The organism is Actinospineispora acaciae DSM 45401 (assembly GCF_000620785.1).
Lineage (GTDB): Bacteria > Actinomycetota > Actinomycetes > Mycobacteriales > Pseudonocardiaceae > Pseudonocardia > Pseudonocardia acaciae.
This window is the reverse complement of sequence record NZ_JIAI01000001.1, coordinates 1,951,776-1,971,216: the sequence shown is the minus strand read 5'-3', so window position 1 is coordinate 1,971,216 and position 19,441 is coordinate 1,951,776. Positions and strand designations below refer to the sequence as shown.

Genomic DNA, 19,441 nt, shown 5'->3' with positions numbered 1-19,441 from the left:
CGAAGATGGATGCGGTGTTGACCACTCGTCCGCCGGCGGGGCGCATGTGTGGCATGACTTCTCGGCACATGAGGAAGGTGCTGGTCAGGTTGGCGTCGATGAGGAAGTGCCAGTCCTGGTCGGTGATGTCTTCGAGTGGGCCGAGTCGGTTGTTGCCGGCGATGTTGAGCAGTCCGTACGGGGCGCCGTGGTGTTCGATGCCGGCCGCGACGGCGTGGGCGACCTCGCCGCTGTCGGTGACGTCGGCCGCGACCGGCAGCAGGCGCGCGTGGTGCGGGAGCCGGTCGAGCGCGTCGGTGGACAGGTCGATCGCGGTGACCGCGAACCCACCGGCCAACAGCTCATCCACCGCGGCGGAGCCGATCCCACCCGCCGCACCGGTCACAATGACGTGTTTCACGACGCCTCCTGCTCTCACGCGGACGTTGTGGCGGGTGACTCGCTGGTTCTTACCGGTTCCGGGGTGTCCCTGAGGTCGTCGTGGTAGGTCTCGCGTGCCGCGTACACGCCCGCCAGCGTCAGCACGGCACCGAACATCAGGTAGAGCGCAAGCGGCCAGGCCGCGCCGGCCCAGGCGAACAGCGCCGTCGCGACGAACGGGGTGGGGCCGCTGAACAGCATGGCTCCGATCTGATAGCCGATCGCCGAGCCGGAGTAGCGCATCCGGGTCTCGAACAGCTCCGGCATGAACGCCGACAGCGGCGTGTACAGCAGGCTGTGCGCGATCGGCAGCGCCATCACCATCGCCGCCAGGATGGCGATGGTGCTGCCAGTGTGGAGCAGCAGGAAGAACGGGAACGCCGCCGCTGTCCCGAACACCGCTCCCGCGAGCAACACCGGCCGGCGGCCGTACCGGTCGGCGAGTAACGCCGTGATCGGCATCGTGACGATCAGCAGCAGCGCGGCAACCATGACCGCCAGCAGGACGGTGCCGCGTTGGGCTCCGCCCTCCTGCGAGGCATACCGCAGCGCGAACACGGTGGCGGTGTAGAAGAAGACGCTGTTGGCCGCCATCGACAGGATGGCGATGAGCACGGACCTCTTCCCCGAGCGCAGGACCTCGGCCGCCGGGAACCGCGACACCTGCCCGCTGTCGCGCACGGACCGGAACGCCGGCGACTCCTCGATCCGCGCCCGGATGTAGAGGCCGATCAGCACCAGCACGGCGCTCGCGAGGAACGGCACCCGCCACCCCCAGCTCATCATCGCGTCCGGCGGAAGCTGCTCGACCAGGTAGAACGACGCCGTGGCCAGCACGAGCCCCGCCGGGACCCCGGCCTGCGGCCAGCTGCTGTAGAACGCCCGCTTGCGCCGGGGGGCGTGCTCGGCGGCCATCAGCACCGCGCCGCTCCACTCCCCGCCGACCGCCGCGCCCTGCAGCATGCGGGTGAGGACCAGCAGGATCGGCGCCCAGATGCCGATCCGCTCGTACGTCGGCAGCAGTCCCACGATCGCCGTTCCGACGCCCATCGTCAGCAGGCTCACGACCAGCATCGTCTTGCGCCCGACCCGGTCGCCGAAGTGCCCGAAGACCACCCCGCCCAACGGCCGCACGAAGAACGCCACCCCGAACGTGGCGAACGAGGCGAGGGTGCCGGCCAGCGGGTCCAGCGACGGGAAGAACAGCTTGTTGAAGACCAGCGCCGAGGCCGTGCCGAAGATGAAGAAGTCGAAGTACTCGACCAGGGTGCCGATCGAGCTCGCCAGGGCGACCTTGCGGATCGAGGGTGCGGAAGTGCGGGCGGCCGTGGCCATGAGGACTCCCGGGAGTTGGCGTCCACCGCGTCGTCGCGGCGTACGAGAAGTGTAGGAACTTAGCCGAAAGTGTCAAGGTTGGACATTTACACGGCAGCCGTCATCGATACATGAGCAGGGCGGATCAGTGGTCGGCGTGCGTCACGAGGTCACTGACGAGCCCTCGCGTTCGGTGCAGGGCCTGGGGGTGTCCGTCGATCCCGCGTTGGAACGCGGCGCCCTCCAGCAGCAGGTAGACGTGTTCGGCCAGGCGGTCGACGTCGCGGGCCTCCGGGAGGTCGTCGGCCAGCAGCCGGGCGATCTCGGTTCGGACGGCGGCCTTGTGGTCGCGGATGACGGCGAGGCCGGGGTGTCCCTCCGGCAGTTCGGCGGCGCCCCGCTGGAACCCGCATCCCCGGTCGAGATCGAGCCGAGGGTGCTCGAGGTAGGCGTCGACCACGGCGAGCACGCGTGGCGCGGGCGCGTCGGCCAGGCGGTGTTGCAGGTAGGCCCACCAGGTCTCGTGCCGGTGCGTCAGGTAGGCCGCGACCAGGTTGGCCTTCGAGCCGTAGCAGTCGTAGAGGGTCTTCTTCGTGACGCCGGCGGCATCCGCGATCCCGGCGACGCCCACGGCGGTGATCCCGTCCCGGTAGAACAGCGCCGAGGCGGACTCGAGCAGGCGGCGCCCGGCAGCTGTCCTGGGGGCGGCGACGGACATGGCGGCGAGTATACCGACCGGTGGGTTGACTTCGAGCGGGTCGACTGGTCTCCTGGAGTAAACCGATCGGTATACCGGAGGGGTGACGATGAAGGCCGTGCTACTGACGCGCTACGGCGGACCGGAGGCGTTGGAGTTCCGGACGGACGTCCCGGATCCGGTCGCGGGTCCCGGCGAGGTGCGGGTGCGGGTACGGGCGGCGTCGCTGAACAACACCGACATCTGGACCCGCGAGGGCGCCTACGGCTCGCCGGACGATCCGGGCGCGCGGACCGGATGGCGCCGGTCGTCGTTCGGCTTCCCGCGCATCCAGGGCGCCGACGTGGCCGGCGAGATCGACCAGGTCGGTGCCGGGGTGTCGCCGGCGCGGCTGGGCGAGCGGGTGTTGGTCGATCCGATGATCTACGACGGCGGCGAGCGCGCCCTGGTCACCACCGACTACCTCGGCAGCGAGCGCGATGGCGGGTTCGCCGAGCTGGTGACCGTGCCGGCGCGCAACGCCCACGCGGTCGGGGGTTCGCTGTCGTTCGCGGAGCTGGCGACGCTGCCGACCGCGGCCACCACCGCCATGCGGATGCTCGGGCGCGCGGGGCTACGGAAGGGCGAGACGGTGCTGGTGACCGGCGCGTCCGGCGGGGTCGGGTCGTCGCTGGTGCAGATCGCCAAGGCCCTCGGGGCGCGGGTGGTGGCGGTCGCCGGGGCCGCGAAGCACCCGGCGATCCGGGATATCGGCGCGGACGAGGTCGTGGCCAGGGACGCCGATCTCCCGTCCGCGCTGGCCGCGGTCGGGATCGACGAGGTCGACGTCGTCGCCGACGTGGTGGCGGGCCCGTCGTACGGCGACCTGCTGCGGGTCCTCGCGCCCCTGGGCCGCTATGTCGTGGCGGGCGCGATCGCCGGGCCGTTGGTCGAGACCGACCTGCGGACCGTCTACCTGCGCCAGCTCACGCTGATCGGGTCGTCGTTCGGCACCCACGAGGACTTCGCCTCGGTCGTCGACCTGGTTGGTCGCGGTGCGTTCCGTCCGCTGGTGGCCGCCCGGTACCCGTTGGCCGACCTCGCGGCCGCGCAGCAGCACTTCGGGTCCAAGGACTTCGTCGGCAAGCTGGTGGTGGAGCCGTGAACCTGCGCGGATTCCGGGCGCTGACCTTCGACGTGGTCGGGACACTGATCGACTTCGAGGCCGGCATCGTGGAGTGCGTGCGCCGGGTGGCCGGGTCGGCATGGGACGGTGAGGAGATTCTCCGGGCGTTCGGCGTCGAGGAGGGCGAGCAGCAACGGCGCACACCGGAGCTGCCGTTCACCCAGATGCTGGACCCGATCTCGACGCGGCTGGCGGCCCGGCTCGACCTGCCCGGCCTGGACGGTCGCGGGAACCCGAGTCCGTTGCGGCGGTCCATCTCGGCGTGGCCGGCGTTCCCCGACGCACCGGAGGCGCTGGCCGGGCTGCATCGCCGGTTCCGCCTGGTCGCCGTGACCAATGCGGACAATGCGGCGCTGCGGGCGATGAGCCGCACGCTCGGGGACCCCTTCGACGATTCGGTCACCGCGGAGGAGGTCGGGGCGAACAAGCCCGATCCGAGGGTGTTCGCCTACTGCCAGGGCCGGCTGAGCGTGCTCGACATCGGCCGGTCCGACGTGCTGCACGTGGCGCAGAGCCAGTACCACGACATCGGGGTGGCGCGGCGGCTCGGGTATGCGACCTGCTGGATCGAACGGCGCCGCGGGCGCGACGGCTTCGGCGCCACGCCCGCCCCGAGCTCGGTCGCCGTGCCCGACTACCACTTCGGCACGCTGGCCGAGCTCAGCGCCGCGGCTGGCCAGGGTTGATGCGCTCAGAGCGCGTTGCTAGCCTCTTCATACTGCCTAATTAGATTTCATGACGTGAAATTTCCGCGCGAAGGCTGGTGAGGCTGATGATCGCCGGGTGTGATCACATAGGCATACAGGTGCGCGACGTCGACCGCTCGGCACGGTTCTATGCCGAACGCCTCGGCTTCGAGCCCGTGTCCCGGTTCGCCAAGTCCGAGCCGTACGTGCAGCGCGTGGTGGGCTGCCCGGACGGGGTGAGGTTGGAGATCGCCATCCTGCGCATCCCGGGCTCCGAGGTGTTCCTGGAGATCCTGGAGTACCGAGGGGCCGCCGGCACCCCGGTCGACCCGGCCACGGCGAACCCCGGCACGGCGCACTTCTGCCTGTTCGTCGACGGGTTGGAGGAGCTGCACCGGCGGCTGCTGGCCGAGGGCGTGGAGTTCGTCTCCGAGCTCGAGACCCCGACGGCCGGCCCGAACAAGGGCGGCAAGCTGGTGTACCTGAAGGACCCGGACGGCATCCGGGTCGAGCTGGTCGAGACCGACCGCCGCTCCGACGACAGCTTCCGCCCCGGCCGGGCGGGCGCGCGATGACCGCGTTCCCCGACGGGTTCCTCTGGGGCGCGGCCACCTCGGCCTACCAGATCGAGGGCTCGCCGCTGGCCGACGGCGGCGGCCCGTCCATCCAGCACCGCTTCGCGCACACCCCGGGCAACACGCTGGACGGGGCCACCGGCGACGTGGCCGCCGACCACTACCACCGGTTCCGCGAGGACGTGGCGCTGATGCGGGAGCTGGGCCTTGGCGGCTACCAGTTCTCGGTGCCGTGGTCGCGGGTGGTGCCGGACGGGCACGGCGCGGTCAACCACAAGGGCCTGGACTTCTACGACGCGCTGGTCGACGCGCTGCTGGAGGCGGGCATCGCGCCGGTGCCGGTGCTGCACGTGTGGGAGCTGCCCGGCGCCGCCCAGGACAGGGGCGGATGGGCCAACCGGGACTGCGCTGAGTGGTTCGGCGACTTCGCCTCGGCCGTCTACCGCCGCATCGGGGACCGGGCGACGCACTGGTTCACCATCTGCGAGCCGGCCTCGGTGGCGCACTTCGGTTACGTGCTCGGCGAGCTGGCGCCCTGCATCCGGGACATCTACGCCGGGCTGCGCGCCGCGCACCACCTGCTGCTCGGGCAGGGCCGCGCGGTGCAGGCGTTCCGGGCCAGCGGAGCCACCGGCCAGATCGGCAACTACCACGCGCTGACCGACATCCTGCCGGCCACGGGCTCGGACGCCGACCTCGCCGCGGCGGACCGGACGAACGCCTACGTCAACACCCTGTACCTGGACGCGATCGTGCGCGGCGAGTACCCGGAGTCGATGGTGGACTGGTTCGGCGACGCCTGGCCGGAGGTCGCGGACGGGGACATGGCGACGATCTCGGCGCCGCTGGACTTCCTGGGCTTCAGCTACTACTCGCACTCGGTGGTGGCCGACGCGGTCGCGGGCTGTGACGACGGCAGTGGCGGCGGAGAGCGCCGGGTGGAGGACATCGGCGCGGCGGGTCCGCTGGACGCCGGCGTGGAGCGGCTGCTGCGGGTGCGGGCGCTGCCGCCGACGCGGCCGACCACCGACCTGGGCTGGGAGATCGTGCCGGACGGGCTGGCGCGCCAGCTCACCTGGGTGCACGAGCGGTACGGCGGCCCGCCGATCTTCATCGGCGAGCTGGGCGCGTCGTTCGCCGACACGGTCACCGAGGACGGCCGGGTGCACGACCGGGCCCGCATCGACTACCTCGCCGACCACGTCAAGGCCGCGCACCGGGCCATCGAGGCGGGCGTCGACCTGCGCGGGATGTTCGTCTGGTCGCTGCTGGACACCTACGAGTTCAACCTCGGCTACGGCACCCGGTTCGGGCTGATCCGGGTCGACTACGAGACCCAGCAGCGCACGATCAAGGACTCCGGGTACTGGTTCCGCGACGTCGTCGCCGCGAACGGGCTGCCGTCGTGAGCGAGCTGGACGGGCGGGTCTGCGTGGTGACCGGCGGCGGTCGGGGGATCGGTGCGGCGGTTGCCGCCCGGTTCGCCGCCGAGGGCGGTCGGGTGGCCGTCCTGGACCTGGACGGGGCGGAGGACACCCGCGCCCGGCTCGGCGGCGACGCGCGCGCCTACCGGCTGGACGTGACCGACGAGGCCGGGGTCGTCGACGTGGCCCGGCGGGTGGTCGACGACCTCGGCGGGGTGGACGTGCTGGTCAACAACGCCGGCATCGGCCGCCTCGGCCCGAGCATGAGCTTCCCGGTGTCCGACTTCCGCGCGTCGCTGGACGTCATGGTCACCGGCGTGTTCCTGTGCAGCCGCGAGTTCGGCAGGGCGATGCGCGAGGGCGGCGGCGGGGCGATCGTGAACGTGTCGTCGATCAACGGGCTGGTGGCGTTCCCGATGCGGCTGGCCTACAGCGCGGCCAAGGCCGGGGTGATCTCGATGACGAAGGTGCTGGCCACCGAGTGGGCGTCCTACGGCATCAGGGTCAACGCGGTGGCGCCGGGCAACACCGAGACCGAGATGGTCCGGGAGGCGATCGACCAGGGCCTGATCGACGTCGACACCTACCTGCGGCACACCCCGCTGGGCCGGTTCGCCCAGCCCGAGGAGCAGGCCGAGGCGGTGCTCTACCTGGCCTGTGACCGCTCGCGCTACCTGACCGGCCAGGTCATCGCCCCGGACGGGGGCTGGACCGCGTTCGGCTGGGTGCCGTGGAGCGGCGACCCGGACGCGCCCTCGGTCGGCCGATGACGGTGGAGGTGCTCGCCACCGGGATCGGCAACCCGGAAGGACCGGACCTGCTGCCGGACGGCCGCGTCGTGTTCGTCGAGACGTTCCTCGGCCGCCTGGCGGCGTGGAGCCCCCGGCGCGGTCTGCACGTGTTCGCCGAGGTCGGCGGCGGCCCGAACGCCTGCGCCCTGGGCCGCGACGGGGCGTACGTGACCCAGACCGGCGGCAAGGCCGGGCCGTGGCGCGCGCCGGTCCAGACGCTGCCGTGCATCCAGCGGGTACGCGAGGGCGGCGCGCCGGAGGTGGTGCTCGACTCCGTGGCGGGAGTGCCGCTCCAGGCACCGAACGACCTCGCCTTCGGCCCGGACGGGCGGCTCTACTTCACCGACCCCGGCGACTACGACCCGTCCCGGCCGGTCGACGGGCGGGTGTGCGTGATCGAGCCGGACGGCTCGGCGTCGGTGGTGGTCCAGGCCGGGCCGGTCTATCCGAACGGCGTGGCCTGCGCCCCGGACGGCTCGCTGATCTGGACCGAGACCTACCCGAGGCGGCTGCGCCGGCTACGCCCCGGCGGCCGGGTCGAGCTGCTGGCCACGCTGCCGCCCGGGGCGGTCCCGGACGGGGTGAAGCTCGCCGTGGACGGCCGGCTGCACGTGGCCGACGTCGGCGCCGGCGGCGTGCACGTGCTGTCCCCGGACGGCGCCCGCGCCGGCTTCATCCCCACCGGCGGGCAGCCGCAGAACTGCGTCTTCGCCGGATCGACCCTGTACGTCACCGACTTCGGCGAGCCCGACGCCGCCCCGGCCGACGACCCGGCGCCCGCGACCGGCCGCCTGCTCCGCGTCCAGCTCGACTACCCCGGCCGCAGGCTCTCCCGGGGCGCGATCCGTCGCAAGGCCTGATCAGCCTCGGCCGAGGGCGTACCGCTCGACGGCGTCCTGGCGGACCGTGACACCCAGGCCGGGTCGGTCGCGGACGGCGAGCATGCCGTCGGTCGGCGCGAACGGGTCGTCGACGAGGTCGTGCTGCAGCGGGGACTCGTGCGGCTTGAAGTCCAGGGTGTCGCCGTTGGGAGAGATGGCGAGCAGGTGCATGCTGGCGGCGGTGTTCAGGGCGCCGCTCCAGCTGTGCATGCTGTACGACAGGCCGGCCGCCTCCACGAGCTTGATGGTCTCGCGGCAGCCGGTGATGCCCAGGCAGCGGCCGGGGTCGAGCTGGAGCACGTCGGCGGCCCCGGCATCGATCACCCGCTGGTAGCTCTCTGGGCTCCACTCGTCCTCGCCGGTACCCACCGGCGTCACCGTCGCGTCCCGCAGCCGGGCGTATCCGCGCAGGTCGCTGGGCCGCAGCGGCTGCTCGACCCAGCGCAGGTCGAACTCCTCCCACTCGCGCAGCCGGCGCATCGCCGTCTTGACGTCCCACAGCCCCTTCGCCCCGGGGGTGTCAGCGACCAGCGCGATGTCCGGCCCGAGGACCCGGCGGATCTCGGTGAGGTAGCGCAGGTCGCGGGCGCGGTCGGCGCCGAACAGGGAGTCCGGGCGCATGCCCCAGCCGGCCTTGGTGATCCGGTAGCCGCGCTCGCGGAAGGCCTGGAACTCCGCGAGCGTCCAGTCCAGGTCGTCCATGTCGAAGATGATCGACGCCATGGCCGGTAGCTCCGACCGGAGCCGGCCGCCGAGCAGGGTGGCCACCGGCCGGCCGAGCAGCTTGCCCTTGAGGTCCCACAGGGCCATGTCGATGGCGCTGATCGCGAACGCCGCGATGCCCTCCACCCCGTACCAGTAGGCGTGCTCGCACATCGAGTGCCAGATCCGCTCCACCTCGAGCGGGTCGCGGCCCACCACCAGCGGCGCGAACCCGTCGTCCACCAGCACCTTGGTCGCCGCCGACGCCTCGGGGAACTGGGAGATGGCCTCGCCCCAGCCGACCACGCCGTCGTCGGTCTCGACCCGCGCGAGCGTCACGCACCGCTCCATGCCCCGGTAGTGCGGCTCGGCGTAGACCAGTGGGAACGCGTCGACTCGACCGATCATCGGGCGGGGTGCTCCTCTCGTGCGTCCTGCTCCGGGGTGTCGGCGCCCACCGCCGCGAAGGCGCGGGCGACCCGGTCGACGTCCGCCTTTCCGGAGGCGCGCACGTAGACCAGCAGCGCGACGCCCAGCCCGGCCCACCCCGCGACCACGGCGGTGAGCAGCGGGTACGGCGCGTCGGGCAGCGGGCTGACGGTCCGGTAGAGCGGGTACAGCACGCCGGCCAGCGCGACCAGCGGCACCAGCACGTGCCGGGGCCAGGAGAACGTGGCCCGGTCGTGGCGGCGCACGTAGCGGACCAGCGCCACGTTGGTCAGCGCGTAGACCACCAGGAACGCGATGGCCGTCATGAAGCCGTAGTAGCCGAACAGCGTGAGCGGCCCGGCCAGCGCGGAGCCGACGAACGCGAGCGGCAGCACCAGCACGGAGAACAGCACCGTCGCGGCGCCCGGGGTGCGGAACCGGGGGTGGGTGCGGGCGAACACCGCCGGCAGCAACCGGACCTGGCCCAGCGAGTAGATGACCCGGATGCCGGCGTTGAGCGAGGTCTGGGCCAGCGCCAGCGAGCTGACGATGACGACCACCGAGACCACCCCGCCGAACCCGCCCCAGACCCGGGTGGCCAGCGTCTCGGCCGCGAGCGGGTCGGCGGCGAACTCCTTGGCCGGGCCGTAGCTGGCCACCAGCACGTACCCGACGACGAGGAAGAACACCGGGGTGCCGACGCCGGCCATCCACAGCCCCCGCGACACCGAGCGGCGCGAGTCGGTGGCCTCCTCGGCCAGCGTGGCGGCCTCCTCGTAGCCGACCATGGCCAGCACGCCGAACCCGATCGCCAGCCCGATCCCCGGCCAGCCGCCGGAGGACGCCCCGGGGTCGAACGGCTCGGGGTCCGGCGCGGTGTGCCCGGAGAGCACCAGCCACAGCGCGAGCAGCAACAGCACGCCCACCTCGATGCCGAGCAGGATCACCGCGGACCGCACGGTCTGCGCGACGCCCCGCCAGGCCAGCACGATCACGTAGCCGGCGCAGAACGCGGAGAACACCCACCACGGGACCGAGACGCCGAAGCTGTCGCGAAGGAAGTTGCTGGTGAACCCGCCGAACGCGGCGACCCCGGTGGCGCCGATCATCAGGTAGCCGCCGACGAAGAACCAGCCGAACACGAATCCCACGTTGGAGCCCAGCCCCGCCGAGTTCCACGCGACCAGCGAGCCGGCGGACGGGATCCGCTTGGTGAACTCCGCGAAGGTGTTGGTCAGCGTCACGATGATGACCAGCGCGAGGATCAGCGTGAACACCATCGCCTTGCCGGCGAAGCCGGCCATCTGCGGGAACGTCAGCGCCACGCTCGCCGCCGGCCCGCTCGCCGCGATCGAGACCACCGCGACCTGGACCGCGCTCACACTGCCCTTGGCCAGCCCGGTGTCGTGGTTCGCGGGCTCGGATGCTGGTGTCGTCATGGCTGCACTGCCTCTCCGGTACCTGCGGGGAGATTAGGAAGGGGATAACACATTGTCAATCAAAGAGTCACATCATGAAATGACGTCGAAACCGTTGGCCCGCGCCGCCGCGCCCCACCACCGCCCGGAGGACTTCACGGTTCGGTCCAGGGTCTTGTAGTCCACCCGGACCAGCCCGAAGCGCGCGTCGTAGCCGAGGTTGAACTCGTAGGTGTCGATGAACGACCAGATGAAGATGCCGCGCAGGTCGACGCCGTCCTCGATCGCGGCGTGCGCGGCCGCCGCGTGGTCGCGCAGGTAGGCCAGCCGCTTCGGGTCGTCCACGGCGCCGTCCGGGCCGACCTCGTCGCGGAACGCGGCGCCGAACTCGGTGATCACGACCGGCGGGTTGTCGTAGCGGTCGCGCAGCCAGCGCAGGGCGTTGCCGAGGCTGTCCGGCGTGATCTCCCAGCCGATGTCGGTGAACGGCCCGTCCGGCGCCACCACGCGGACCTTCAGCAGCCGCGCCATCCCGGAGTCCAGCGGGCCGGCCGCGCCGATCTCCTCGGCCTTGCCGCCCACGCCACTGCCGTCCGGGTCGTCCGCGACCACCGTGCGGCAGTAGTAGTCGATCCCGATGAAGTCCATCGGCGTGGAGATGATGTCCAGGTCGCCGTCGCGGACCTCGGGGAACGCCTCGCCCAGCCACTCGACGGCGGCGGGCGGGTACTCCCCGCGCATGATCGGGTCCAGGAACAGCGCGTTGAAGTGCGTGTCGACGCGCTCGGCGGCGGCCCGGTCGGCGTCGCTGTCGGAGGCGGCCTGGATGTCGGCCTGCGCGTTGATGATGCCGAACTCGCCGATGCCGCCGCTGGCCCGGAACGCCTGCACCGCGCGGCCGTGGCCGAGCATCAGGTGGTGGCCGACCTTGAGGCCGGTGTAGAGGTCGCGCATGCCGGGCGCGAGCGCGCCGACGATGTGCCCGTGGTGCGCGATCGACATCGGCTCACACATGGACAGCCAGTGCGTGACGCGGTCGCCGAGGCGCCGGTAGACGACGGAGGTGTACTCGCCGAACCACTCCGCGCAGTCGCGGTTCGCCCACCCGCCGAGGTCCTGCAGGTCGGTGGGCAGCTCCCAGGCGTAGAGCACGATCGCCGGCGAGATGCCGGCCGCGACCAGCTCGTCGACCAGCCGGTCGTAGAAGTCCAGGCCGAGGGCGTTGACCCGCCCGACCCCTTCCGGCAGCACCCGGGGCCAGCTGATCGAGAAGTGGTAGGCGTTGAGCCCCACCTCGCGCATCAGCGCGACGTCCTCGCGGAAGCGGTGGTAGTGGTCGCAGGCCACGTCGCCGTTCTCGTCGTTGACCATGTTGCCGGGGGTGTGCGCGAACGTGTGCCAGATCGACCGGCCGGCGCCGTCCGCGAGCGGGTACCCCTCGACCTGGTAGGACGACGTCGCGGCGCCCCAGAGGAACCCGTCCGGGAAGCGCAGGGTGCTGGCCATGGCTGTTGTCCTTTCGAAGGTCGCTGTCAGGTGAAGTGGCACCAGGACGTGTGCCCGGTGCCGACCACGCTCGGTGCCGGGTCGACCTGCGCGCAGATCTCCCTGGCCATCGGGCATCGGGTGCGGAACCGGCACCCGGACGGGATGTCCATCGGCGACGGCGGCTCGCCGCGCAGCGCGGGCTCGGTGTCGCGGGAGCGGCGGTGGCGTCCGGGCTGGGAGCGCAGGAGCGCCTCGGTGTACGGGTGCGCGGGGTTCCTGAAGACCTCGCGCGTCGGCCCGGACTCCACGATCCGCCCGAGGTACATGACGACGATCCGGTCGCAGACCTGCGCGACCACGGCGAGCTGGTGCGCGATGAACAGCATCGCGACGCCCTGCTCCGCGCGCAGCCGCTCGAACAGCTCCAGCACCTGCGCCTGGACCGAGACGTCGAGCGCGCTGACCGCCTCGTCGGCGAGCAGCAGGCGAGGGCTCGTGGCCATCGCGCGGGCGATCGCGACGCGCTGGCGCTGGCCGCCGGAGAGCTGGTGCGGGCGGCGGGAGGCGATCTCGGCGGGCAGCCCGACCAGGTCGAGCAGCTCGGCGACGCGCTCGTTCGCGCTCCGCCCCGCCAGCAGCCCGTGCACCACCGCCGGTTCGGAGACCGCCTGCTCGACGGACATCAGCGGGTTCAGCGACGAGTAGGGGTCCTGGTAGATGAGCTGCATGCGGCGGCGGAGCCCGGCCAGCTCGGTGCCCCTGGCCGCGCGGACGTCTCGCGAGCCGAACCTGATGGTGCCGCCGTCCGGCTCGACGAGGCGGACCAGGCACTTCGCCAGCGTGCTCTTGCCGCTGCCGGACTCGCCGACGATGCCGACCGCCTCCCGGGCGCCCAGCTCGAGGGACACGCCGTCGAGGGCGACCAGCCTGGGCGGGCGGCGGTGCCTCAGAACGTCGACGACGTCGCGGCGGCCGGGGTAGCTCTTCGCTAGGCCGGCCACCGTCAGCAGCGGCTCATCGGTCGGCATGGTTGGTCACCGGCCCCTCGGTGGTGGCGCGGGCCGGGGATCGCCCGGCATGGCGGGCACGGCGGCGAGCAGCCCCGCGGTGTACGGGTCGCGCGGCGCGCTCAGGACCTCGTCGACGGTGCCGGACTCGACGACGCGGCCGGCGCACATGACGGCGACGCGGTCGCAGGACTGCGCGATCACGCCGAGGTCGTGCGACACCATGATCGCCGCCATCCCGGACTCCGCCTGGATGTCGGCCAACAGCCGCAGGATCTGGTCCTGGATGGTCACGTCGAGGGCCGTGGTCGGCTCGTCCGCGAGCAGCAGCGCCGGCTCGCAGGCGATCGCCATCGCGATCATCACGCGCTGCCGCATGCCGCCGCTGAGATGGTGCGGGTAGTCCCGCAGGCGGCGCTCGGGCGCCGGGATCCCGACCCGGGTGAGCAGCTCCACGGCCCGGCGGCGGGCGTCCCCGCGGGTGAGCCCGGCGCGTCGGGTCAGCACCTCGCCGAGCTGGTCGCCGACCGTGTAGACCGGGTTCAGGCTGTCCTGGGGATCCTGGAAGATCATCGCGATCTGCCTGCCGCGCACCTCGCGCCACCCGCGCCGTCCCAGCGTCAGCAGGTCGGAGGCGCCGCGCCAGGTCGCGCTGCCGCCGAGCACCACGCCCGGTGCCGGCACGATCCCCAGCAGTGCCCGCAGCGACAGGCTCTTGCCGCTGCCGGACTCGCCGACGATCCCCAGCGTCTCGCCGGCCATGACCTCGAACCCGACACCGCGCACGGCCAGCTCGTGGTCGCTGCCGGTCGGGAAGCCGATGGTCAGCCCGGACACGGCCAGCAGCGCGCTCACCGGGCCACCCGCTCGACCCGGGTGCCCAGGCGCTCGCCGAGCGCGTCGCCGATCAGCGTGAAGCCCAGGCCGACGAGTGTCAGCACGACGCCGGGCAGCGTGGTGATCCACCAGGCGGAGAGCAGGTACGCCTGGCCGTCGGAGATGATCGCGCCCCACTCGGGCGTGGGCGGCCGGACGCCGAGGCCGAGGAAGGACAGCGCCGCGACGAACAGGATGTTCATCACGGCGTCCGACATCGAGTACACCAGGCCGGGGCGCAGCAGGTTCGGCAGCGCGTGCCGGAACATCACCCGGCGCGGGGAGAACCCCAGCGTGTGGGCGGCCTGGATGAACTGCCGCTCGCGCAGCACCAGCAGCTCGGCGCGGGAGATCCGGGCGTAGTAGGCCCAGCCGCCCGCGGTCAGCGCCGCGAAGATCCCCAGTGGCCCCGGCCCGACGATCGCGATGATCACCAACACCAGCACCACGAACGGGAACGCGATCACGAAGTCGGCGACGCGCAGGCTCACCCGCTCCGGCCAGCCGCCGAGGTAGCCGGCCAGGGTGCCGACCACGATGCCGACGGTGACCGACACCGCGGTGGCGCCGAGCGCGAGGGCGAGGTCCAGCCAGGTCGCGGCGAGCGTCCGCGCGATCACGTCCCGGCCGAGGTCGTCGGTGCCGAACAGGTGCGCCGGCGACGGCGGTCGCAGCGTCTCGGAGAAGGTCTGCAGGTTCGGGTCCGACAGGGTGAAGTGCCCGACCGCGCTGGCCAGCACGACCGCCCCGACCAGCGACAGCCCGGTGACCATCGAGGCGGTGCCGGCGCGGGCGGTCACAGCCGCACCCTGGGGTCGAGCAGCGCGTAGCACAGGTCGGTGAGCAGGCTGGCCGACACCACCGCGAGCCCGAAGAACAGGGTCAGCGCCTGGACGACCGGGTAGTCCCGCTGGGACACGGCCGTCACCAGCAGCGTGCCGAGCCCGGGGATCGCGAACACGTTCTCGACGATGACGTTCACGCTCAGCAGGACGCCGGCGATGATGCCGAGCAGCGTGACCGTCGACATCACCGAGTTGCGCACCACGTGCCTGCGCAGGACGCGGAAGGTGCCCAGGCCCCGGGCGCGGGCGGCCTCCACGTACTCCGCGCCGAGGGTGTCGATCACGTTCGCGCGCAGCTGGCGCAGGACCAGCGGCGCCAGCCCGAGCGCCGTGGTCAGCGCCGGCAAGGTCAGCGAGGCGAGGTGCTCGGTCAGGGTGCCGCCGTAGCCCGAGGTCGGCAGCAGGCCGAGCCGCAGGCTGGCGAGCTCGATCAACAACAGGCCCAGCCAGAAGCCGGGCATCACGAACGTGACGGTGGTGAGCACTCGGATCGCCTGGTCGACCAGGCCGCCGCGGCGGGCTGCGGCGAGGGTGGCCAGCGGCACCGCGATGGCCACCGTCAGCAGCAGCGAGTACAGCACCAGCAGCAGGCTCGGCACGCCGCGCCGCGCGATGGTCGCGCCCACCGGGTCGGTGCTGCGCAGCGACTCCCCGAAGTCGAGCCGCGCGGCGCGGGAGACGAAGTCCCAGTACTGCGTCGGCAGCGGCCGGTCGAGGCCGAGCCGGTGGTTGAGCGCGGCGACCGCCTCCGGGTCCGCCCGGAAACCGAGCAGCAGCCGCGCCGGGTCGCCGGGGACGAGATGGATCACGAGGAACGCCGCGACGCTGACCCCGAGCACGACCGGGACCATGTCGAGGACGCGAGTGAGCAGGAACCGCGTCACGCCTCGGCCTCCTTCCACACTTCGTCGAGCCGCCAGTAGCTGCCGGCCATCAGGTAGTTGAAGCCGTGCACGCGGTTGCCGACCGCCGCCCGGTTCGGCGTGTAGACCAGCGGGATCACCGGCGGGTTGTCGATCGTCACGACCTGGAGCCGGTCGAACAGGCGCTTGCGTTCGGCCTCGTCCAGCGTGGTCGTGGCCCGCCGGGTGAGCGCCGCCGCCGTCGGGTTGTCGAGGTAGGTGTGCAGGTTGTCCGTCGCCGGCGAGTCGAACATCAGCGTGGCGAACTCGTCGTCGACCGGGATGTCCGTGGAGAACGCCCCCGGCGTGAAGATCGTCAGGTCGTGGTCGCCCGCCTCCCACCTGGCGCCGAGCGTCGCGTTGTCCATGCGCTGGATCGTGACCTTGACGCCGATCGCGGCCCAGGACTGCTGCACGATCTGCGCGACCTGGTTGGACGGCTGGTCGGTACCGACGATGTTGATCGTCGTGGCGAAGCCGTCCGGCACCGAGGACCTGGCGAGCAACGCCCTGCCGTTCTCCCGGGACGGTCCGGGCGCGGCCTCGTTCCAGTACTTCGCCTTCGGATAGACCGTGTTCATGATCTGCGCGACGCCGCCGAAGGCCACCTCGTTGATGTCCTTGACCGGCGTCGCCGCGACCAGCGCCTGCCGCACGACCCGCTCGCTGAACGGCTCCTTCGCGCCGTTCGGCCAGATCACGTACATGTCGCCGCCGGCGCCGACAAGGACGCTGGCCCTGCCGCTGGCGTTGATGGTCTTGATCTGCGGGAACGGGACGGTGTCCGCGACGTCCGAGGTGCCGGACAGGACGTTGAGGATGCGGGTGTTGTCGTTCGGGGTGACGCGGATCTTGAGCCCGTCGAGGTAGGGGCGTCCAGCGCGCCAGTGGGTGGGGTTGCGGACCAGGTCGGCCTCCTGGTCCTTGATCCATTCGTTGAGCATGAACGGCCCGGTGCCCACGGGGTGTTCGTTGAACGCGGCGGCGCCCTCGGACTCGACCAGCGCCTTCGGCACGATCGACGCCGCGATGTTGCCGAGCGAGTAGACGAAGCCGGGGGTCGGCCGCTCCAGCGTCACGACCGCGGTCAGCGGGTCCGGGGTGTGGATCCCGGTGATGACCCCGTAGAGCGAGTCCCGGAAGAACGAGTCCGGCCCCCGGGCGTGGTCGAGGGTGAACTGGACGTCCGCCGAGGTGAACGGCATGCCGTTGGAGAACGTGACACCCGGGCGCAGGTGGAACGTGTAGGCCAGGCCGTCCGGGCTGACGTCCCAGCTCGTCGCCAGCCCCGGCTGTGGGTCGAACCAGCCCGGCCGGTACTCGACCAGTTGGTCGAACATCTGCGCCCCGACCTGCAGCTCCGGCGTGCCCGGTGCCTCCATCATCCGGTACGGGCTCAGTGTCTTCGGCTCGCCCGACTGGTCGACGACGAGCGTCCCGCCGCGCTCGGGCGTGCCGCCCGGCCGCAGGACGGCACCCCACGCGCCCGACAGCACGTCGGCCGGTTGCCGCGCTCCGTGGTCGCCGCCCCGCGCCGCGCCGCACCCCGAGAGCAACAGCATCACCGCCAGTGCCGGCGCGAAGAACGAGGCGCACGCCCGACCGCGCAGGGTCATGCTCATCTCCTGCCTCCACGTTGAGTCCAGCGACGGTCGTGCGTCGATGTGGCATGAGGGATGGGGGCCGCCGGGGCGATCCCCGGGCCGAGGCGCTTGCGGTCTGCGAGTTGCCGGCGAGTATAAGTTCGCCGCGCTCGGAGGGTCAACGAAAGATTCTGGTCATCTGAAACGAGCTTCACTATTCGAAGGATCTCTTGACCAGCTTCGAAGGCTCAGGTTAGCCTTTCAGTATGGCTCGTGTTTTTTCATATAGTGACGATTCCCGCTGATGGCGTCCGATGAGCGCCTGCTGTCGATGCTGCGGCGCATGATCGAGATCCGCGGCTTCGAGGACGAGGTGCAGCGGCTGTTCACCAAGAACCTGGTGCGCGGCTCGACGCACCTGTGCAACGGGCAGGAGGCCTGCGCGGTGGGCGCGTGCTTCGCGCTGCGCGAGGGCGACTCGATGCTCTGCACCTATCGCGGGCACGGCGCCGTGCTGGCCATGGGCGCGCCGCTGGACGGCACGTTCGCGGAGATCCTGGGGCGGGAGTCGGGGCTGTGCCGGGGCAAGGGCGGCTCGATGCACCTGACGGACGTGGGGGTCGGCGCGTACGGCTCGTTCGCCATCGTCGGGGCGCACCTGCCGATCGCGACGGGCCTGGCGTTCGCCGCGAAACACACCGGCAGCGGCGCGGTGAGCCTGTGCTTCTTCGGCGACGGGAGCACGAACATCGGCGCGTTCCACGAGGCGCTGAACCTGGCCGGGATCTGGAAGCTGCCGGTCCTGTTCTTCTGCGAGAACAACCTCTACGGGGAGTACTCGCCGATCGCGACGACGACCCCGGTGGAGCGGCTAGCGAGCCGCGCGGACAGCTACGGCATGCCGGGCGTGCGCGTCGACGGCAACGACGTCGTGGCGGTGCACACCGCCGTGTCCGAGGCCGCCGCCAGGGCCCGCGCCGGGGAGGGGCCGACGCTGATCGAGGCCATGACCTACCGCCACCGCGGCCACTCCCGCACCGACCCCGGGAAGTACCGGCCCGCCGGGGAGCTGGCGGAGTGGCTGGCGAAGGACCCGATCACGCGGCTGGAGGCGCTGCTGGCCGAGAACGGCGTGGCGCCCGAGGCCATCGCCCAGGCGCGCGCCGACGCGGACAAGGCGGTCGAGGCCGCGCTCGAACGGGCACTCGCCGCGCCCGAGCCCGGCCTGGCCCTGATCGAAGAGGACGTGTACGCGTGAGCGTGGGCACCGTGACGTACAAGGAGGCCGTCCGCAGGGGCCTGGAGGACGCCCTCGCCGAGGACGAGCGGGTCTTCATGATCGGTGAGGACATCGCGGCGGCCGGCGGCGCGTTCAAGACCACCGAGGGCCTGGTCGACCGGTTCGGCCCGGCCCGCGTCCTGGACACCCCGATCTCGGAGCAGGCGATCATCGGCACCGCGATCGGCGCGTCGCTGAAGGGCCTGCGCCCGGTGGCGGAGCTGATGTTCGCGGACTTCGCGGGCGTCTGCTTCGACCAGATCGCCAACCAGCTCGCGAAGTACCGCTACATGACCGGCGGCCAGGTCGGCCTGCCCGTGACGGTCCGGCTGCTCAACGGGGCCGGCGGCGGGTTCGCCTCGCAGCACTCACAGACCGTCGAGAACTGGTTCCTCAACTGCCCCGGGCTGAAGATCGTGGTGCCCGGCTCGGTGGAGGACGCCTACTCGCTGCTGCGGGCCGCCATCGCGGACGACGACCCGGTCCTCTACTTCGAGCACAAGGGCCTGTACAACCTCAAGGGCGAGCTGCCCGAGACGCCGACGCCCCTGGAGATCGGCAAGGCGGGCGTGGTCCGCCCCGGCGAGCACGTCACGGTGGTGGCCAGCCAGCTGATGCGCCAGCGGGCCGCCGAGGCCGCCGAGGAGCTGGCCCAGGACGGCATCGAGGTCGAACTGATCGACCCGCGAACCGTGCTGCCGCTGGACGCCGCGACGATCGGCGAGAGCGTCGACCGCACCGGTCACCTCGTCGTGGTGCAGGAGTCCTCGTTCAGCGGCAGTTGGGGAGCTACCGTCGTGGCCGCGGTCGTACGCGATCACTTCGAGTCGCTCGACGCGCCGCCGGCCCTGGTCAGCGGCGCCGACACGCCGGTCCCGTACGCCGGCGTGCTCGAAGCGGCCTGGCTGCCGAGCGTCGAGCGCATCGAGAAGGAAGTTCGCAACCAGCTCGAAGGGTAG

General features: G+C 71.9%; 19 protein-coding genes. 8 read left to right on the top strand and 11 right to left on the bottom strand.

Annotated features, from left to right (window positions below; genetic code table 11):
* From N912_RS0109580 to N912_RS50700, 3 genes are all read right to left on the bottom strand, one after another.
* Nucleotides 1–400 (bottom strand): SDR family NAD(P)-dependent oxidoreductase (locus N912_RS0109580; RefSeq protein ID WP_169747843.1); only part of this gene is annotated, 400 nt, incomplete at its 3' end.
* Between the two features lie 14 nt (nucleotides 401–414).
* A complete protein-coding gene (locus tag N912_RS50705; RefSeq protein ID WP_037063086.1) occupies nucleotides 415–1,755 on the bottom strand; it encodes an MFS transporter in 1,341 nt (446 codons plus the stop codon).
* A 124-nt stretch (nucleotides 1,756–1,879) separates the two neighbouring features.
* Nucleotides 1,880–2,452, bottom strand: coding sequence for a TetR/AcrR family transcriptional regulator (locus tag N912_RS50700; protein ID WP_037063084.1), 573 nt, complete (start codon nucleotides 2,450–2,452; stop codon nucleotides 1,880–1,882).
* 88 nt (nucleotides 2,453–2,540) lie between these two features.
* On the opposite strand from N912_RS50700, the gene N912_RS0109565 reads away from it, so the two are divergent.
* The 6 genes from N912_RS0109565 to N912_RS0109540 all read left to right on the top strand — a co-directional run bounded on the left by N912_RS0109565 (nucleotide 2,541) and on the right by N912_RS0109540 (nucleotide 7,932).
* Nucleotides 2,541–3,575: a zinc-binding dehydrogenase gene (locus N912_RS0109565; protein ID WP_028922256.1), complete on the top strand. Its 1,035-nt coding sequence runs from the start codon at nucleotides 2,541–2,543 to the stop codon at nucleotides 3,573–3,575.
* Nucleotides 3,572–4,282, top strand: coding sequence for an HAD-IA family hydrolase (locus N912_RS0109560; RefSeq protein ID WP_028922255.1), 711 nt, complete (start codon nucleotides 3,572–3,574; stop codon nucleotides 4,280–4,282). The genes N912_RS0109565 and N912_RS0109560 overlap by 4 nt, the downstream gene beginning before the upstream one ends.
* An 86-nt stretch (nucleotides 4,283–4,368) precedes the next feature.
* Nucleotides 4,369–4,857 carry a VOC family protein gene (locus N912_RS50695; protein WP_156993309.1) on the top strand — a complete coding sequence of 163 codons (489 nt, stop codon included), beginning with the start codon at nucleotides 4,369–4,371 and terminating at the stop codon, nucleotides 4,855–4,857.
* Nucleotides 4,854–6,266 (top strand): glycoside hydrolase family 1 protein, encoded by a 1,413-nt coding sequence (locus tag N912_RS0109550; protein WP_028922254.1) that lies wholly within the window; start codon nucleotides 4,854–4,856, stop codon nucleotides 6,264–6,266. The genes N912_RS50695 and N912_RS0109550 overlap by 4 nt, the downstream gene beginning before the upstream one ends.
* Nucleotides 6,263–7,051 carry an SDR family NAD(P)-dependent oxidoreductase gene (locus tag N912_RS50690; protein WP_051579895.1) on the top strand — a complete coding sequence of 263 codons (789 nt, stop codon included), beginning with the start codon at nucleotides 6,263–6,265 and terminating at the stop codon, nucleotides 7,049–7,051. Before N912_RS0109550 ends, N912_RS50690 begins: the two co-directional genes overlap by 4 nt.
* A complete protein-coding gene (locus N912_RS0109540; RefSeq protein WP_084210703.1) occupies nucleotides 7,048–7,932 on the top strand; it encodes an SMP-30/gluconolactonase/LRE family protein in 885 nt (294 codons plus the stop codon). Before N912_RS50690 ends, N912_RS0109540 begins: the two co-directional genes overlap by 4 nt.
* Here N912_RS0109540 and N912_RS0109535 read toward each other — a convergent pair whose 3' ends face one another.
* The 8 genes from N912_RS0109535 to N912_RS60110 form a co-directional block, all read right to left on the bottom strand.
* Nucleotides 7,933–9,063: a mandelate racemase/muconate lactonizing enzyme family protein gene (locus N912_RS0109535; protein ID WP_028922252.1), complete on the bottom strand. Its 1,131-nt coding sequence runs from the start codon at nucleotides 9,061–9,063 to the stop codon at nucleotides 7,933–7,935.
* Nucleotides 9,060–10,523: an APC family permease gene (locus tag N912_RS50685; protein ID WP_051579894.1), complete on the bottom strand. Its 1,464-nt coding sequence runs from the start codon at nucleotides 10,521–10,523 to the stop codon at nucleotides 9,060–9,062. Before N912_RS50685 ends, N912_RS0109535 begins: the two co-directional genes overlap by 4 nt.
* 72 nt (nucleotides 10,524–10,595) lie before the next feature.
* Nucleotides 10,596–12,008, bottom strand: a complete 1,413-nt coding sequence (locus N912_RS0109525) for a glycoside hydrolase family 1 protein (RefSeq protein ID WP_028922251.1) — start codon at nucleotides 12,006–12,008, stop codon at nucleotides 10,596–10,598.
* A 26-nt stretch (nucleotides 12,009–12,034) separates the two neighbouring features.
* Nucleotides 12,035–13,018, bottom strand: a complete 984-nt coding sequence (locus N912_RS0109520; RefSeq protein ID WP_028922250.1) for an ABC transporter ATP-binding protein — start codon at nucleotides 13,016–13,018, stop codon at nucleotides 12,035–12,037.
* A gap of 6 nt (nucleotides 13,019–13,024) precedes the next feature.
* Entirely contained in the window at nucleotides 13,025–13,852 is an 828-nt protein-coding gene (locus N912_RS50680; protein ID WP_084210702.1) for an ABC transporter ATP-binding protein, read from the bottom strand.
* The gene (locus N912_RS0109510; protein ID WP_028922249.1) at nucleotides 13,849–14,673 is read right to left on the bottom strand and encodes an ABC transporter permease; all 825 of its coding nucleotides are present in this window, start codon (nucleotides 14,671–14,673) and stop codon (nucleotides 13,849–13,851) included. Before N912_RS0109510 ends, N912_RS50680 begins: the two co-directional genes overlap by 4 nt.
* Nucleotides 14,670–15,602 carry an ABC transporter permease gene (locus N912_RS0109505; protein ID WP_028922248.1) on the bottom strand — a complete coding sequence of 311 codons (933 nt, stop codon included), beginning with the start codon at nucleotides 15,600–15,602 and terminating at the stop codon, nucleotides 14,670–14,672. Before N912_RS0109505 ends, N912_RS0109510 begins: the two co-directional genes overlap by 4 nt.
* Nucleotides 15,599–17,236: an ABC transporter substrate-binding protein gene (locus N912_RS60110; RefSeq protein WP_169747842.1), complete on the bottom strand. Its 1,638-nt coding sequence runs from the start codon at nucleotides 17,234–17,236 to the stop codon at nucleotides 15,599–15,601. Before N912_RS60110 ends, N912_RS0109505 begins: the two co-directional genes overlap by 4 nt.
* Nucleotides 17,237–17,507: 271 nt before the next feature.
* Between N912_RS60110 and N912_RS0109495 the strand changes: the two genes are divergently transcribed.
* Entirely contained in the window at nucleotides 17,508–18,461 is a 954-nt protein-coding gene (locus N912_RS0109495; protein ID WP_028922246.1) for a thiamine pyrophosphate-dependent dehydrogenase E1 component subunit alpha, read from the top strand.
* The gene (locus tag N912_RS0109490) at nucleotides 18,458–19,441 is read left to right on the top strand and encodes an alpha-ketoacid dehydrogenase subunit beta (protein WP_245645214.1); all 984 of its coding nucleotides are present in this window, start codon (nucleotides 18,458–18,460) and stop codon (nucleotides 19,439–19,441) included. The genes N912_RS0109495 and N912_RS0109490 overlap by 4 nt, the downstream gene beginning before the upstream one ends.

Excerpts from the sequence above, each read along its gene's own strand:
- N912_RS0109525 (WP_028922251.1), bottom strand. The coding sequence starts at position 12,008 with ATGGCCAGCACCCTGCGCTTCCCGGACGGGTTCCTCTGGGGCGCCGCG.
- N912_RS0109550 (WP_028922254.1), top strand. The coding sequence starts at position 4,854 with ATGACCGCGTTCCCCGACGGGTTCCTCTGGGGCGCGGCCACCTCGGCC.
- N912_RS50685 (WP_051579894.1), bottom strand. The coding sequence starts at position 10,523 with ATGACGACACCAGCATCCGAGCCCGCGAACCACGACACCGGGCTGGCC.
- N912_RS0109495 (WP_028922246.1), top strand. The coding sequence starts at position 17,508 with ATGGCGTCCGATGAGCGCCTGCTGTCGATGCTGCGGCGCATGATCGAG.
- N912_RS50695 (WP_156993309.1), top strand. The coding sequence starts at position 4,369 with ATGATCGCCGGGTGTGATCACATAGGCATACAGGTGCGCGACGTCGAC.
- N912_RS0109565 (WP_028922256.1), top strand. The coding sequence starts at position 2,541 with ATGAAGGCCGTGCTACTGACGCGCTACGGCGGACCGGAGGCGTTGGAG.
- N912_RS0109535 (WP_028922252.1), bottom strand. The coding sequence starts at position 9,063 with ATGATCGGTCGAGTCGACGCGTTCCCACTGGTCTACGCCGAGCCGCAC.
- N912_RS60110 (WP_169747842.1), bottom strand. The coding sequence starts at position 17,236 with ATGACCCTGCGCGGTCGGGCGTGCGCCTCGTTCTTCGCGCCGGCACTG.
- N912_RS0109540 (WP_084210703.1), top strand. The coding sequence starts at position 7,048 with ATGACGGTGGAGGTGCTCGCCACCGGGATCGGCAACCCGGAAGGACCG.
- N912_RS50700 (WP_037063084.1), bottom strand. The coding sequence starts at position 2,452 with ATGTCCGTCGCCGCCCCCAGGACAGCTGCCGGGCGCCGCCTGCTCGAG.
- N912_RS50705 (WP_037063086.1), bottom strand. The coding sequence starts at position 1,755 with ATGGCCACGGCCGCCCGCACTTCCGCACCCTCGATCCGCAAGGTCGCC.
- N912_RS0109520 (WP_028922250.1), bottom strand. The coding sequence starts at position 13,018 with ATGCCGACCGATGAGCCGCTGCTGACGGTGGCCGGCCTAGCGAAGAGC.